The 14606-nt window shown below is 70.2% G+C and carries 15 protein-coding genes; 9 read left to right on the forward strand and 6 right to left on the reverse strand.

Translation table 11 applies throughout. The annotated features are described in order from the left end of the window. The first annotated feature begins 52 nt into the window (after positions 1-52). From OHA73_RS14945 to OHA73_RS14975, 7 genes are all read left to right on the forward strand, one after another. Positions 53-1012 (forward strand): DUF1177 domain-containing protein, encoded by a 960-nt coding sequence (locus OHA73_RS14945; protein WP_327655279.1) that lies wholly within the window; start codon positions 53-55, stop codon positions 1010-1012. A 4-nt stretch (positions 1013-1016) separates the two neighbouring features. Beyond that, on the forward strand, positions 1017-2378 hold the full coding sequence (locus tag OHA73_RS14950) for a cytosine permease (RefSeq protein ID WP_267070622.1): 1362 nt from the start codon (positions 1017-1019) through the stop codon (positions 2376-2378). After that, a complete protein-coding gene (locus OHA73_RS14955) occupies positions 2375-3703 on the forward strand; it encodes a M20/M25/M40 family metallo-hydrolase (RefSeq protein ID WP_327655280.1) in 1329 nt (442 codons plus the stop codon). The genes OHA73_RS14950 and OHA73_RS14955 overlap by 4 nt, the downstream gene beginning before the upstream one ends. 117 nt (positions 3704-3820) lie before the next feature. Continuing rightward, on the forward strand, positions 3821-4486 hold the full coding sequence (locus OHA73_RS14960; protein WP_327655281.1) for a class I SAM-dependent methyltransferase: 666 nt from the start codon (positions 3821-3823) through the stop codon (positions 4484-4486). A 22-nt stretch (positions 4487-4508) separates the two neighbouring features. Beyond that, positions 4509-5552 (forward strand): N-acetylmuramoyl-L-alanine amidase, encoded by a 1044-nt coding sequence (locus OHA73_RS14965; RefSeq protein ID WP_327655282.1) that lies wholly within the window; start codon positions 4509-4511, stop codon positions 5550-5552. A gap of 128 nt (positions 5553-5680) precedes the next feature. Next, positions 5681-6550 (forward strand): hypothetical protein, encoded by an 870-nt coding sequence (locus OHA73_RS14970; RefSeq protein ID WP_267070619.1) that lies wholly within the window; start codon positions 5681-5683, stop codon positions 6548-6550. A gap of 124 nt (positions 6551-6674) precedes the next feature. Next, positions 6675-7685 carry an LLM class F420-dependent oxidoreductase gene (locus OHA73_RS14975; protein ID WP_327655283.1) on the forward strand — a complete coding sequence of 337 codons (1011 nt, stop codon included), beginning with the start codon at positions 6675-6677 and terminating at the stop codon, positions 7683-7685. Between the two features lie 13 nt (positions 7686-7698). On the opposite strand, the gene OHA73_RS14980 is transcribed toward OHA73_RS14975, so the two are convergent. Next, on the reverse strand, positions 7699-8214 hold the full coding sequence (locus OHA73_RS14980; protein WP_266725510.1) for a hypothetical protein: 516 nt from the start codon (positions 8212-8214) through the stop codon (positions 7699-7701). Positions 8215-8379: 165 nt separating this feature from the next. On the opposite strand from OHA73_RS14980, the gene OHA73_RS14985 reads away from it, so the two are divergent. After that, a complete protein-coding gene (locus OHA73_RS14985; protein WP_267070617.1) occupies positions 8380-8676 on the forward strand; it encodes a hypothetical protein in 297 nt (98 codons plus the stop codon). Here the strand turns inward: OHA73_RS14985 and OHA73_RS14990 are convergent. The 3 genes from OHA73_RS14990 to OHA73_RS15000 are packed head-to-tail and all read right to left on the reverse strand — an operon-like array spanning position 8673 to position 11817. Beyond that, positions 8673-9758, reverse strand: coding sequence for a prenyltransferase (locus OHA73_RS14990; protein ID WP_266720153.1), 1086 nt, complete (start codon positions 9756-9758; stop codon positions 8673-8675). The genes OHA73_RS14985 and OHA73_RS14990 overlap by 4 nt on opposite strands. Next, a complete protein-coding gene (locus tag OHA73_RS14995) occupies positions 9755-10495 on the reverse strand; it encodes a class I SAM-dependent methyltransferase (protein WP_266720151.1) in 741 nt (246 codons plus the stop codon). Before OHA73_RS14995 ends, OHA73_RS14990 begins: the two co-directional genes overlap by 4 nt. Then, a complete protein-coding gene (locus OHA73_RS15000; protein WP_267070615.1) occupies positions 10489-11817 on the reverse strand; it encodes a glycosyltransferase family 4 protein in 1329 nt (442 codons plus the stop codon). Before OHA73_RS15000 ends, OHA73_RS14995 begins: the two co-directional genes overlap by 7 nt. A gap of 177 nt (positions 11818-11994) precedes the next feature. On the opposite strand from OHA73_RS15000, the gene OHA73_RS15005 reads away from it, so the two are divergent. Then, complete coding sequence (locus tag OHA73_RS15005; protein WP_267070614.1) at positions 11995-12615, forward strand: TetR family transcriptional regulator; 621 nt, start codon at positions 11995-11997, stop codon at positions 12613-12615. A 195-nt stretch (positions 12616-12810) separates the two neighbouring features. On the opposite strand, the gene OHA73_RS15010 is transcribed toward OHA73_RS15005, so the two are convergent. Further along, a complete protein-coding gene (locus OHA73_RS15010; protein WP_266720145.1) occupies positions 12811-13044 on the reverse strand; it encodes a ferredoxin in 234 nt (77 codons plus the stop codon). A gap of 2 nt (positions 13045-13046) precedes the next feature. Further along, on the reverse strand, positions 13047-14513 hold the full coding sequence (locus OHA73_RS15015) for an aldehyde dehydrogenase (protein WP_267070613.1): 1467 nt from the start codon (positions 14511-14513) through the stop codon (positions 13047-13049). Between the last annotated feature and the right edge of the window lie 93 nt (positions 14514-14606).

Here is a 14606-nt window from a genome sequence, read left to right on the forward strand (position 1 = left end):
ACCGGGCGCAGCGCGGTGAGCGCGGCGCAGTGAGCAGTGAGAGGGACTCCGCATGCTGAAGTACGTCCTCGATGTCGTCGATCTGCTGGACGACCCTGACGCCGACGGCAAGCGCGCCGTCGCGTATCTCGACTCGGTCGCGGGCCCGGAGGGCTCGGGCGCCGAGATCACCACCGTCGAAGGCGAGCGCGGGTCCACCGACTTCGTCCTCGTCCGCATCCCGGGCGCCAAGGGCCGCACCGGCGGCGGCGACGCCCGCACGCTCGGCGTCGTCGGCCGTCTCGGTGGGGTCGGTGCCCGGCCCGAGATGACCGGCCTGGTCTCCGACGCGGACGGCGCCGCCGCCGCGCTCTCCACCGCCGCGAAGCTCCTCGACATGCGCCGCCGCGGCGACGTACTCGACGGGGATGTGGTGATCGCCACCCACATCTGCCCGGACGCACCGACCGCGCCGCACGACCCGGTCCCGTTCATGGACTCGCCCGTCGACATCGCCACGATGAACCGCCACGAGGTGACCGCCGACATGGAGGCCGTGCTCTCCATCGACACCACCAAGGGCAACCGCATCATCAACCACAAGGGCCTCGCCCTGTCCCCCACCGTCAAGGAGGGGTGGGTGCTGCGGGTGAGCGAGGAGCTGGGCGAGCTGCTCGCCGTCGTCACGGGTGAGCCGTTGGTCACTTATCCAGTGACAACGCAGGACATAACGCCATACGGTAACGGCGTCCACCACATCAACTCGATCCTCCAGCCGGCCACGGCGACCGCCGCCCCGGTCGTCGGCCTCGCGGTCACCTCGGCCGCCGCGGTCCCCGGCTGCCAGACCGGTGCCAGCCACGAGACCGACATCGCGGCCGCGGCCCGGTTCGCCGTCGAGGCCGCGAAGGCGTACGGGGGCGGGCGCGTCGACTTCCACGACGCCGCGGAGTTCGACGCCCTCGTGAGCCGCTACGGCCCGCTCACCCACCTGCAGACCCTCGGCAACGCAAACGCACCTACGGAGTCGTGACGCCATGGCCACCACCAAGAAGAGCGTGGGCAGCGACGACTACGCGCTGTCCAGAGTCCCGAAGGACAAGCGGCTCGGCTTCTGGACGATGCTGCTCCAGTGGCTCGCCCAGTCCGGCTCCATCTCGCAGTTCACCCTGGGCGCCACGATCGGCGTCGGCATGACCTTCGGGGACGCCTTCCTCGCCTTCACGCTCGGCGCGGTCATCCTCGAGATCGTCATCTTCCTGATCGGCATGGCGGGCATGCGCGAGGGCCTCGCGACGCCGCTCCTGACCCGCTGGGTCGGCTTCGGCCGCAACGGTTCGGCGCTGGTCAGCTTCGTCATCGCGGTCAGCCTCGTCGGCTGGTTCGGCGTCCAGAACACGATCTTCGGCGACAGCGTCTCGTCACTGGTCGGCGGCCCGTCATGGCTGTGGTGCATCGTCGCGGGCCTCGCCATCACCGTCCTGGTGATCTTCGGCTTCCGCTACATGGCGGTCATGGCGAAGATCGTCACGCCCCTCTTCTTCGCCATGGTCGCCTGGTCCGTCGTCGACGCACTCTCCGACCACTCCATCGGCGACCTCATCAGCTCCCCGCCGCCCGGCCAGGCCATCCCGCTCTCGGTCGCCGCGACCGCCATCGCGGGCGGCTACATGACCGGCGCGATCGTCTCCCCGGAGATGACCCGCTACAACAAGAAGGGCGCGCACGTCTTTCTCCAGTCGGCGTCCTCGATGATTCTCTCCGAGTACATCGTGGGCCTGACCGGCGTCCTGCTCGGCCACATGGTCAAGAGCGACCAGGTCTCGCAGATCGTGCTCTCCACGTCCGGCGTCTTCGGCGTCCTCGTCGTCCTGATGTCGACCGCGAAGATCAACGACTGGAACCTGTACGGCTCCTCGCTCGGCGTCGTCAACTTCTTCCAGGTCGTCTTCAAGAAGCGCCTGCACCGCGGCGCGGTCACCATCGCCCTCGGCGTAGCGGGAACGGCCCTCTCCGCAGTGGGCATCATGACCCACTTCACCGAGTTCCTCTCGGTCCTCGGCGTGGCCATCCCGCCCATCGGCGGCATCGTCGTCGCCGAGTACTGGGTCGTCCGCACGATGCGCAAGCCGCTCGACGAGACCCGCGAGGCCGGCACCCTCCCCGCCACCTCCCCCACCTGGGTCCCCGCATCCCTGGTCATCTGGGCCGCGGCCTTCTGCGTCGGCAAGTTCTACGACGGCGGCATCCCGGCCCTGAACTCCCTGGCCACCGCGTTCGTCCTCTACACCGTGCTCGGGCTGCTCGGCTGGATCAGGACGTACGGCACCACGACCCTGACCGACGACGAGGAAACGCACCCCGCCGCGGCCGAACACACCCCCGTAGGAGCGGCATGACCACCCCCGCCACCTCCGCCGTCCTCGCCTCCGAGGACGCCCAGCGCGAAGTAGTCGAACTCTGCGCCGAGTTGATCCGCTTCGACACGTCCAACCCGACCAGCGACGAGCGGGCCTGCGCCCGCTGGGTCGAGGACAAGCTCACCGAGGTCGGCATCGAGTCCGAGTTCGTGGAGAGCGCGCCGGGCCGCTCCAGCGTCATCGCCCGCATCGAGGGCACCGACCGCACCCGCGGCGCCCTCCTCGTCCACGGCCACCTCGACGTCGTCCCCGCCGACGCCACCGAATGGCAGGTCCCGCCCTTCTCCGGCGAGATCCGCGACGGCTATCTCTGGGGCCGCGGCGCGATCGACATGAAGGACACGGTGGCCGTCATGCTGGCCACCGCCCGCCACTTCGCGCGTACGGGTACGAAGCCGTCCCGCGACCTGGTCCTCGCGTTCCTCGCCGACGAGGAGGCGGGCGGCAAGTTCGGCGCGCACTGGCTGGTCGAACACCGCCCCGACCTCTTCGAGGGCGTCACGGAGGCCATCGGCGAGGGCGGCGGATTCTCGTACGCCCTCGACGACACCCGCCGCCTCTACCCGATCGAGAACGCCCAGCGCGGCATGGCCTGGATGGAACTGACGGCGAACGGCCGTGCCGGCCACGGTTCATCGCCCAACGCCGAGAACGCGGTCACGGACCTCTCCGAGTCCCTCACCCGCATCGGCCGCCACACCTTCCCCATCCACCTCATCGAACCCGTACGCGCCCTGCTCCAGGAGGCCGCCGACCTCCAGGGCGTGGAGATCGACTTCGAGGCCGACGACCTGGACACGGAACTCGCGAAGCTCGGCCACGTAGCGGACTTCATGCAGGTGGTGCTCCGCAACTCCGCGAACCCCACCATGTTCACGGCCGGTTACCAGACCAACGTGATCCCCGGAAAGGCGACGGCCCGCGTCGACGCCCGCTTCCTCCCCGGCCACGAGCAGCAACTCCTCGACGCCATCGACGCGTTGCTCCTCCCGTCCGTCTCCCGCGAGTGGGTCAACCACGACATCGCGATGGAGACGACCTTCGACGGCCCCCTCGTCGACGCCATGTGCGACGCCGTCCGCGCCGAGGACCCGGACGGCCACCCCGTCCCGTACTGCAACCCGGGCGGCACCGACGCCAAGGCCTTCACCCACCTCGGCATTCGCTGCTTCGGCTTCAAGGGCCTGAAGCTGCCCGCCGACCTGGATTACGGGCGTCTGTTCCACGGGGTGGACGAGCGGGTGCCGTTGGAGGGGCTGCGGTTCGGGGTGCGGGTGATGGTGCGGCTCTGGCAGGCGTGCTGAGGGCCGCACGCGGGGGGGGGACTGTGACGTGTGGCCACGATTTGGTCGTGGTTACGCGTCACAGTCCCCCCTCCCCCTCCGACCTCAGCCCCGCCCGCGTAGGGCAAAGTGATCAGCATGAGCATCACAAGCCACAGCCACACCCCCTCCCCGGAGATCCTCGCCGCCTTCGAGAGCGCCAAGGGATTCATGCCGCGCGGTGAGGGACTCGCGCTGTACGGCGCCGCCGTCGAGGCCGGGGCGCTCGGGCTGCCGCTCCTTGAGGTCGGGACGTACTGCGGGCGGTCGACCATCCTGCTCGCCGACGCCGCACGCGCGGCCGGCGTGAGCGCGCTCACCGTCGACCACCACCGCGGCAGCGAGGAGCAGCAGCCGGGCTGGGACTTCCACGACCCGGAGACCGTGGACCCGGCGGTGGGGCTCATGGACACCCTCCCCACGTTCCGGCGCACGCTGCACGCGGCGGGCCTGGAGGACCACGTGGTCGCGCTCGTCGGGAAGTCGCCGCAGGTGGCGAAGGCCTGGGGCGGGCCGCTCGGGCTCGTCTTCATCGACGGCGGGCACACCGACGAGCACGCCACCGCGGACTACGAGGGCTGGGCCCCGCACGTCGCCGACGGCGGCTACCTCGTCATCCACGACGTCTTCCCCGTGAAGTACGACGAGTGGACGGGGCAGGCGCCGTACCGCGTGTACCAGCGGGCACTCGCGTCCGGGGCGTTCACCGAGGTCTCTGAGTGCGACTCGCTGCGCGTCCTGCGCCGAAGTGGCGCAGGGATCTGAGCCCACGGTTAAGGTCAGCAACGTGTCGTATGTAGGTCCGGAACCCGATGGCTTCGATCCCGATGGGTGGGACGGCAGTGGCGGATCGCCACGCCGCCGCTTCAGCGGGCGTCCCGTACTCGTCGCCTTTGCCGCGCTGGTGCCGACGGCGCTCGCGGCGTGGCTGGTGTGGCAGGTCGTGAGCGGGCCGGGTGAGAGCGAGCCGCCGAAGGTGCTGCCCGCGCCCGGCCAGTCCTCGACCGTCTCGCCCTCGCAGAACTCGCAGGACTCCCAGGGCTCGCAGGGCGGGAAGGCCTCGGCGAGTCCGGCGCCGTCGAAGTCCGAGAAGCGGTCCGCCTCGCCGTCGAAGTCGAAGGCGTCCAAGGAGCCCGCCAAGCCCGCCGGCGGCTCCGGCCCCCTCAGGGGCAAGCTCGTCGTCATCGACCCCGGCCACAATCCGGGCAACTTCCGGCACACGACCGAGATCAACCGGTCGGTGAACGTGGGCAACGGCTCCAAGGAGTGCGACACCACCGGTACGTCGACGAACGCGGGCTACACCGAGGCCCGGTTCACGCTGGACGTGGCGAAGCGCATGCGGACGGTCCTTGAACGGCAGGGCGCGACCGTCCAATTGACCCAGAACGGGAATCGCGCCTGGGGCCCCTGCGTCGACGAGCGCGCCAGGATCGGCAACACCGCGAAGGCCGACGCCGTCGTCTCCGTCCACGCGGACGGCTCGGGCGAGGGCAACCGCGGCTTCCATGTGATCCTTCCCGCATCCGTGCGCGCGGGAGCCGCCGACACCACGCCGATCGTGAAGCCCTCGCGCGACCTCGGCGAGCGGATCGCGGGCCGCTACGTGAGGGCCACGGGCCAGGCCCCGTCGAACTACGTCGGTGGCGGCACGGGCCTCGACACCCGCAGTGACCTGGGAGGACTCAACCTCTCCAAGGTTCCGAAGGTCTTCATCGAGTGTGGCAACATGCGGGACTCGCAGGACGTCGAGCGACTGACCTCGGACGCGTGGCGGCAGAAGGCGGCGCAGGGCATCTCTGAGGGAATCATGAGTTTCCTCGGCGGGTAACTGTCACCCTATGGATCTCGGCAGACACTCCCCGGACCCGGGCGATAGTGTCCTCCGTACGATGTGGGGCCACCCCTGCGCTATGCGCCGCCTCCACCGATGACCGGACGACTGACGAAGGACTTGAAGTGAATATCCGCTCCCTCACTCGAGGCGACGGCGTGGTGATCGGAGCAGCGGTATTGCTGTTGATCGCCTCGTTCCTCGATATCTACTCGTACGACGGGGCGCCCGACAGCGTCGAGTTCCCGAATTCCTGGGAGAGCGGCCCGCTTCTCATGAGCGTGGTGCTCGCGGGCGTCATCGGTGCCGTGCTCATCGTGCTCAGCCGCGGTACGGCGCAGCCCCGCAAGGTCGCGGGGATCGACCTCGGCCAGTTCGGCCTCGCGGCCACGGTGCTGGCGGCGTGGGCGGCGCTCGGCAACGTCTTCGACCCGGCCGGCGGCATCGACAACATGGGCAGCGGCGCGTCCGACGGTCCGACCGCCGGCATCGGCCTCATCCTCAGCCTCGTCGCCACGCTGATCATGGCCGCCGCCGCGATCGCGACGCCGCTGGTCCCGGCCCTGAAGGGCGCCCTCCTCGGCGCCCCGCGCCCGCAGCAGCCGCAGCCGTACGGCGGTCAGCCGCAGCAGGGTTACGGCTACCCGGGTGCCCAGCAGCAGCCCGGCGGCCCCGGCCAGCACCAGCCCTACGGCGCACAGCAGCCCGGTCCCGGCCAGCAGCAGCCGTACGGTGGCCAGCCGCAGCAGCAGGGTGGCGCCCCGGCGCCGCAGGCCGCCGCGCAGCCGCAGGCCGCGGACTTCTCGCCGTTCTGGTTCGCCGTGCCGGTGCCGCGCCCGCTCTTCGCGGAGGACGGATCGCAGGCCCAGATCGCGGAACTGGCGCCCGGTACCTGGTACTTGGCGGTCGAGCAGCGGGGCCCCGGCCTCGTCGCCCAGACCCAGGACGGCCGCCGCGGCGTGCTCCAGGACACCACGGGGATCCAGCGCGGCTGACCCCGGCCGAAGTCTTTCGAGGCCCCTCGCCCGTCTTCCGGGTGGGGGGCCTTTCGCGTACAGTCGCGCACCGAAAGCCTGAACTGATGGTCCATCAGATATGTCCTCGGACATGGGGGTGCACATGCGGCTCGGAATCGCACTCGGCTACTGGGGGCGCGGACCGAACCCCGATCATCTTCAACTCGTGCGTGATGCCGAGGAGTTGGGATACGAATCGGTGTGGACGGCGGAGTCCTGGGGCAGTGACGCGTTCACCCCGCTCACCTGGTTCGCCGCGCACACCTCGCGGATCAGGCTCGGCACGGCGATCGCGCAGATGGCCGCCCGCTCCCCCACCACGACCGCGATGCACGCGCTCACCCTGGACCACCTGTCGGGCGGCCGGATGATGCTGGGCATGGGGCTCTCAGGGCCGCAGGTCGTGGAGGGCTGGTACGGGCGCCCGTTCCCCCGCTCCCCGCTGACGGCCACCCGCGAGTACGTGGACGTGGTGCGGCAGGTGCTGCGGCGCGAGGGACCCGTCGAGGTCGACGGGCGGTTCCACTCGCATCCGTACCGGGGCGAGGACGGCACCGGGCTCGGCAAGGCCCTCAAGCCGATCACGCACCCCCTGCGCCCCGATCTGCCGATCCTGCTCGGCGCGGAGGGGCCGAAGAACATCGCGCAGACCACGCGGATCGCGGACGGCTGGCTGCCTCTGTACTGGTCGCCGAAGCGGACGGACGTGTACGAGGCGTCGCTCACCGACCTGCCCGAAGACTTCACCATCGCGCCCATGGCCCGCGCGAAGGTCTGCGACGATGTCGCCGAGGGGCTGCTCCCGGTGAAGGCGATGCTCGGCTTCTACATCGGCGGCATGGGGCACGCGACCCGCAACTTCCACGCCGATCTCATGGCGCGCATGGGGTACGAGGCCGAAGCCCGGCACATCCAGGACCTGTTCGCCGAGGGGCGCAAGGAGGACGCGGTGCTCGCCGTGCCGGACGCGTTCGCCGACGAGATCTCGCTCGTCGGACCGCGTGAACGGATCGCGGAGCGGCTGGAGTTGTGGCGCAAGGGCCCGGTGACGGACCTGCTGGTCCTGTCCCCGGACCCGCACACGCTGCGCGTACTGGCCGAGCTGAACTCGTAGGCCCTGAAGGGCGCTAGGAGCCCTTCGTGAGTTGCGAGGCCGACGGGACCTTGTTCGTCACTTCGGCGCCCGCGTCCTTGCCCGCGTCCTTGACGCCGCTGATGACCTCGTTGAAGGAGGAGGTCACGTCGCCGAGGCCCTCGCCCTTGCGCAGCTTGGTCGACAGACCCTTCAGCGACGCGATGCCGGCCGACAGCGGTCCGACTGCCTTCGAGAGCGTCGGGTCGCCCTCGGCGTTCTTCGAGGCGGCCTTCAGCCGGTTGTACGTGAACGCGCCCGCGAGGCCCGCCTTGACGAGCGCGAACCTGCGGCCGTCCGCACCGGCCTTGAACTTGCCCGCGCGGTACGGCTTCACGATCCACTGATACGTGGCACCCGCCGCGAGCCCCGCGTTCGCCGCGAACCTGGTCTTGGCGAACTTCTGCTTCTCGGCCTTCGTGGTGGCGCTCGACGACGCCTTGGTCGCGGACGCCGAGTCACTGTCGGAGCCGCACGCGGTCGCGCCGGCGAGCAGCGCGCCGCACAGCATCAGGGCCGTGAGCAGACGTCGCAGGGGAAGAGGGGAACGGGTTACCACCGACTACCTCCGTGGCTGAAGTGGCACTCGTGGCAGCGTCACCCGGCCGCTGCGCGTGTGCCACTTGAGGAAGCCCGTACGGGTTTGATCGGGGTCGACGCGGCAACCCGGAAGAACATGTCTGCGAATCGGCATTACCGAGGGACCAACGAGGCCGCCCGGACCGTGGCGATCGTCGCCGATGCACTGGCCGTGATCCTGGGCCTGTGGATCCTGATGTACCTACTGGACGCGAACCGCGGCAACGACCTGGTCCAGATCGTCCACGACGCGTCCGCGTGGCTGGCCGGCTGGTCCCATGACCTCTTCACGTTCGACGCGGACTGGGCCCGCGTCGTCGCCGGCTACGGCCTCGCGGCCGTCGTCTACCTCTTCATCGGCCACGCGATCGCCAACCGACTGCGCAGGTACTAGTCCCTGTCGGCCGGGCAGCAGTCCGGCTCGACGCCGGTCGGCAGGAGGTCGCCGCCGAACACGGAGCACGTGGCCTCGTCCCCGCCGAGGGCCGCCACCGCGAGCAGCACGGAGCCCGCGGTCCACGTGGTCAGCTCCTCCGGCCAGATGGCCTTGTCGTCGAAGACGTAGCCCGTCCAGTACAGGCCGGTCTTCGGGTCGCGCAGGTGCTGGATGTCCTGGAGGATCTCGAGCGCCCAGTCGGACTCGCCCATCGCCCAGAGCGCGAGGGCGAGTTCGGCGCTCTCGCCGCCGGTCACCCACGGGTTGGGCACCACGCAGCGCACTCCGAGGCGGGGCACGACGAACGTGTCCCAGTCGGCCTGGATGCGGGCCTTCGCCTCGGCTCCGCGCACGGCGCCGCCGAGGACCGGGTAGTACCAGTCCATCGAGTAGCGGCCCTTGTCGAGGAACCGCTCGGGGTGGCTGCGGATGGCGTGCCCGAGCGCGCCGAGCGCCAACTCCCAGTCGGGCTGCGGCTCTTCGCGCTGTTCGGCGATGGCGAGCGCACAGCGCAGGGCGTGGTGGACGGACGAACTGCCGGTGAGGAGCGCGTCGTTGACGGGCGTGCCGTCCGGCTCGCGCTTCCAGCCGATCTGGCCGCCGGGCTGCTGGAGGCGGAGCACGAACTCCGTCGCCGCGCACACGGCCGGCCACATGCGGTCGAGGAAGGCGTCGTCGCCGGTGGAGAGATAGTGGTGCCAGACGCCCACGGCGATGTACGCGACGAAGTTGGACTCGCGCCCGTGGTCCGTCACGTCGTCCGGGTCGCCGTCGCGGTAGGCGGCGAACCAGGAGCCGTCCTCACCCTGGTGCCTGGCCAGCCACTCGTAGGCGCGCCCGGCGGCCTCGTGCTCGCCGGCCACGTCGAGCGCCATGGCGGCCTCGGTGTGGTCCCACGGGTCGAGGTGGTGGCCGCGGAACCACGGGATGGCCCCGTCCGCGCGCTGCACGGCGAGTATTCCGGCGACGGTCTGCGCGGCCTGATCCGCCGTCAGCACGCCGGGGAGTACGAGGAGTTCGGTCCGCTCAGGGCTGCTCACTCAGCGGCCCCGTCGGCCTTCGGCAGGTGCGGCTTCGTGGCGTACGCGACGAAGCTCTTGCCGACGACGGGGTTGAGGAGCCCCTCGGCGACCCGGGTGAGCGCCGGCTTCTTCATGATGTCCCAGACCAGGAGCTTGTGGTACGCCTTCACCGGCAGCGCCTTGTCGTTGTCGACGCCGAAGGCGCACTTGAGCCACCAGTACGGCGCGTGCAGCGCGTGCGCGTGGTGCGTACCGTACGGCTTGAGGCCCGCCTCGCGCATCCGGCCGAGCAGCTCGTCGGCCTTGTAGATGCGGATGTGACCGCCCTCGACCTCGTGGTACTCGTCGGAGAGCGCCCAGCAGACCTTCTCGGGGCCGTAGCGCGGCACGGTGACCGCGATCCGGCCGCCCGGCTTGAGCACGCGCACCATCTCGGCGAGCACCCCCTTGTCGTCGGGGATGTGCTCCATCACCTCGCTGATGATGACGACGTCGAACGACTCGTCGGGGAAGGGGAGTTGGAGCGCGTCACCCTCCATGGCGGTCGCGGTGGCGCCCGCGGGGGCCTCGCCCGCCTCCTTCATCGCGGCGAACCACTTGGCGACCTCGGCGATCTCGTCCTTGTTCTGATCGAGGGCGACGACCTGCGCCCCGCGCCGGTAGCACTCGAACGCGTGCCGTCCGGCCCCGCACCCGAGATCGAGGACGCGGTCGCCCGCGGCGAGCGGGAAACGGGTGAAGTCGACGGTCAGCACGTGGCCCTGCTTTCCTGGGGGGTTTCGGTGACAACTTCGTTGCGCATGGGGCGAGTCGACCGGGGAGCGGTCTCCATCGCCTCGCGGTAGAGCTCTGCGGTGCCCTGCGCGGCGCGCGCCCACGTGAAGCGTTCCAGGACGCGGGCGCGGCCTGCCGCGCCGAGCCGGGCGCGCAGTTCACGGTCGCCGAGCAGCCGGGCGAGGGACTCGGCGAGCGCGCCCGGGTCGGCGGTCGGCACGGCGAGGCAGGTCTCGCCGTCGCGGCCTGCGACCTCGGGGATCGCGCCGCCGGTGGTGGCGACGAGCGGGGTGCCGGTGGCCATGGCCTCGGCGGCGGGCAGCGAGAAACCCTCGTAGAGGGAGGGCACGCAGGCGACCTGCGCCGAGCGCACGAGGTCGACGAGCTCCTGGTCGCTGATGCCCTTGACGAACTCGACGGCGCCTTCGAGGCCGTACCGCGCGACGGCCTGCGCGACAGGGCCCTCCTCGGGCCGCTTGCCGACCACGACCAGATGCGCGTCCGGCTGCTCGGCCCGCACCTTGGCGAGCGCTTCGACGAGGAAGACGAGGCCCTTGAGCGGCACGTCGGCGCTGGAGGTCGTCACGATCCGGCCCGGCACCTCCGCCACGGCCGGATTCGGCGAGAACAGGTCGGTGTCGGCGCCGATGTGCACGACGTCGATCCGCCCGGGGCGCACACCCAGGTGCTCGACGATCTCGTCGCGGGACGTGCCGGAGACGGTGACCACGGACGGCAGCCGGCGGGCGACGCGCTTCTGCATGCGCGTGAACGCGTACCAGCGGCGCTTGGACATCCGCTGCTGCCAGTTCTCGGCGGCGTCCAGCTCCAGCTGCCGGTCCACGGTGATCGGGTGGTGGATGGTGGTGACGAGCGGGCCGCCGATGTCCCCCAACAGCCCGTACCCGAGCGTCTGGTTGTCGTGCACGACGTCGAACTCGCCGCGTCTCGCCCGTAGATGACGGCGGGCGCGCAACGAGAACGTCAGCGGCTCGGGGAAACCGCCGGTCCACATGGTTCCGACTTCAAGAGCGTCGACCCAGTCGCGGTACTCGGCGAGCTTGGGTGTACGAAAGGGGTCGGGGCTGCGGTACAGATCGAGGCTCGGCAGCTCGGTCAGCGAGAGACCCGCGAGGTCCTCGCCCTCGTCGAGCACGGGGTACGGCTGGGAGCCGATGACCTCCACACGGTGCCCGAGCCGGACCAGCTCCCGCGAGAGGTGCCGGACGTATACGCCCTGACCACCGCAGAACGGGTTGCCTTTGTACGTGAGGAGAGCGATACGCAACGACTCCGCGGTCACTCCAGGCCACCCTTCTTCCTGCTTGCCCGTGGACACTACGTGGGGACGCTAATCTAGAACAAGTTTCAGACTTGATCGTTCAAGAGCATCGAATCTACCGGCTGGTAGCCGGGCCGTAAGAGGTGGATCAGGTGATTCACGCCACGGCTGGCGCCACGGGACACGGAAAGCTTTCTGATGACAGCTCCGGACGCGAGAACCACCACCCGCACGAGCCCCGCGCTCACTGAGCGTCAGGAGGCCAGGCGCCGTCGCATCCTGCACGCGAGCGCCCAGCTCGCGGCGCGCGGTGGCTTCGACGCGGTGCAGATGCGGGAGGTCGCCGAATCGTCCCAGGTCGCGCTCGGCACGCTGTACCGCTACTTCCCGAGCAAGGTGCACCTCCTGGTCGCCACGATGCAGGACCAGCTCCAGCACATGCACACGACGGTCCGTAAGCGGCCGCCGTCCGGCGACTCCCCCGCGGAGCGGGTGGCCGAGACGCTCATGCGGGCCTTCCGTGCGTTGCAGCGGGAGCCGCATCTCGCGGATGCGATGGTGCGGGCGCTGACCTTCGCGGACCGGAGCGTGAGCCCTGCGGTGGACCAGGTGTCGCGGCAGACCACGGCGATCATTCTTGACGCGATGGAGCTCGACGACCCGACCCCGGAGCAGTTGTCCGCGGTGCGGGTCATCGAGCACACGTGGCACTCCGCGCTGATCACGTGGCTCTCCGGCCGCGCCTCCATCGCCCAGGTCAAAATCGACATCGAGATGGTGTGCCGGTTGATCGATGTCGCGTCTCCTCGTCAGCCGTGACCTGGACCGGCGTTGCGCTCTCGGGGCTCCGCCCCGGACCCCGCTGCTCAATCGCCGCAGGGGCTTGAATTGGGTCTCCGGCCCGAGACCCGTCGCCTCTCGATGGAGAGTCCGGGTAAATCAAGCCCCGCCGGCGATTGAGGCGCGGGGTCCGGGGCGGAGCCCCGTGGGCGCAACCACGGCCCAGGCCGCGATTCAATCCTCCGGCGGAAAAACGACCTCCCCCGTATCCGCCAGCGCCAGCGTGATCGCCTCGACGGGGCAGCCCTCCGCCGCCGCGAGGATCTTCTCGTTGGCGTCGGACTCCGGGTCGACCGGGTGCGACTGCCGCGCGCTGTCGAGGCGGAACCCGTCCGGCGCGGTGTTCACACACATCGCAGAGCCGATGCACACGCTCCGGTCGACCTCCACATGCCACCGGTCACCCATGTTCAGCTCGCCTCCGGCTCGTAGCCCGCGGGCAGGTGGATCATCTTGTGCTCGAAGTACTCCCCGTACCCCTCGGGCCCGAACTCCCGGCCCAGGCCCGAGTTCTTGTAGCCGCCGAACGGCCCGAGCATGTCGAGGCTGAACGTGTTCACGCTGTACGTGCCCGTACGGACCTGCCGCGCGATGTCGACGCCGTGCGCGGTGTCGGCGGTCCACACGCTGCCGCTGAGGCCGTAGTCGGAGTCGTTGGCGATCTTGATGGCCTCGGCCTCGTCCCCGTACGGGAGCAGGCAGATGACCGGGCCGAAGATCTCCTCGCGGGCGATCCGCATGGAGTTGTCGACGTCGCCGAAGAGGGTCGGCTCGACGTACCAGCCCTGCTCGAAGCCCTTAGGGACCCCGCCGCCGGTGAGAATCTTGGCGCCCTCCTGCTGGCCGATGCGGATGTAGTCGAGGGAGCGCTGCTGCTGGCGCTGGGCGACGAGCGGGCCGAGTTCCGTGGCCGGGTCGAGCGGGTCGCCGATCTTCAACGCCGACGCCGCCGTGGAGAACGCGTCGGCGAACTCGTCGTAGCGCGAGCGCGGGACGAGGATCCGGGTCTGCGCCACACAGGCCTGGCCGTTGATCATCCAGGCGAACGGGACGATTCCGGAGACGGCGGCGCCCGCGTCGGCGTCCTCCAGGATGACGGCCGCGGACTTGCCGCCGAGTTCGAGGGTGACGCGGGTGAGGTTGCGCGAGGCGACCTCCATGACGCGCTTGCCCGCGGCGACGGACCCGGTGAAGGAGACCTTGTCGACGCCGGGGTGCCCGACCAGGTACTCGCTGACCTCGCGATCGGCGGGGAGGATGGAGAGCACGCCCTCCGGGAGCCCGGCCTCCGTGGCTATCTCGGCGAGCAGATACGCGTCGAGCGGCGTCTCCGGCGAGGTCTTGAGGATCACCGGGTTGCCGGCGAGCAGCGCGGGCGCGAGCTTCGCGGCGGCGGTGAACTGCGGGACGTTCCACGGGACGATGGCCGCGACGACGCCGACGGGCTCGCGCCGCACGAGGAGCTTGCCGAGGGCGCCGTCGCGCGCCTCCTCGTACGTGAAGTTGCGGGCGACGTTGATCGCGGAGTCCCAGACCATCATCGCGGCGAGCGCCTGCACCATGACGCCCGAGGTGTAGGGGGTGCCGTTCTCGCTGCTGATGACGCGGGCGATCTCCTCGTGCCGGACCGCGAACGCGTCCTTGATCTTCGTGATGATCTCGATGCGCTCGTCGAGGCTCATCCGCGGCCAGGGGCCGTCCTCGAAGGCGCGGCGGGCGACGGCCACGGCGCGGTCGACATCGGCCGGCGCGGCATGCGGCACCCGGCCGAAGACCTCGCCGGTGTGCGGCGAGACCACCTCGATGACGTCCTTGCCGAGCGGGTCGGTCAACTCCCCGCCGATGAACAGCTGTCCGTATTCCAAGAGCTCGGTCATGGCTGACATCCTCACGTCACGACAGTCGACGATGCCTCACGTCCGATTCCAGCTCCCGACACGAACCGCGCGGGCTCGGTCATGGCTGGCATC

It is taken from the genome of Streptomyces sp. NBC_00483 (assembly GCF_036013745.1).
Lineage (GTDB): Bacteria > Actinomycetota > Actinomycetes > Streptomycetales > Streptomycetaceae > Streptomyces.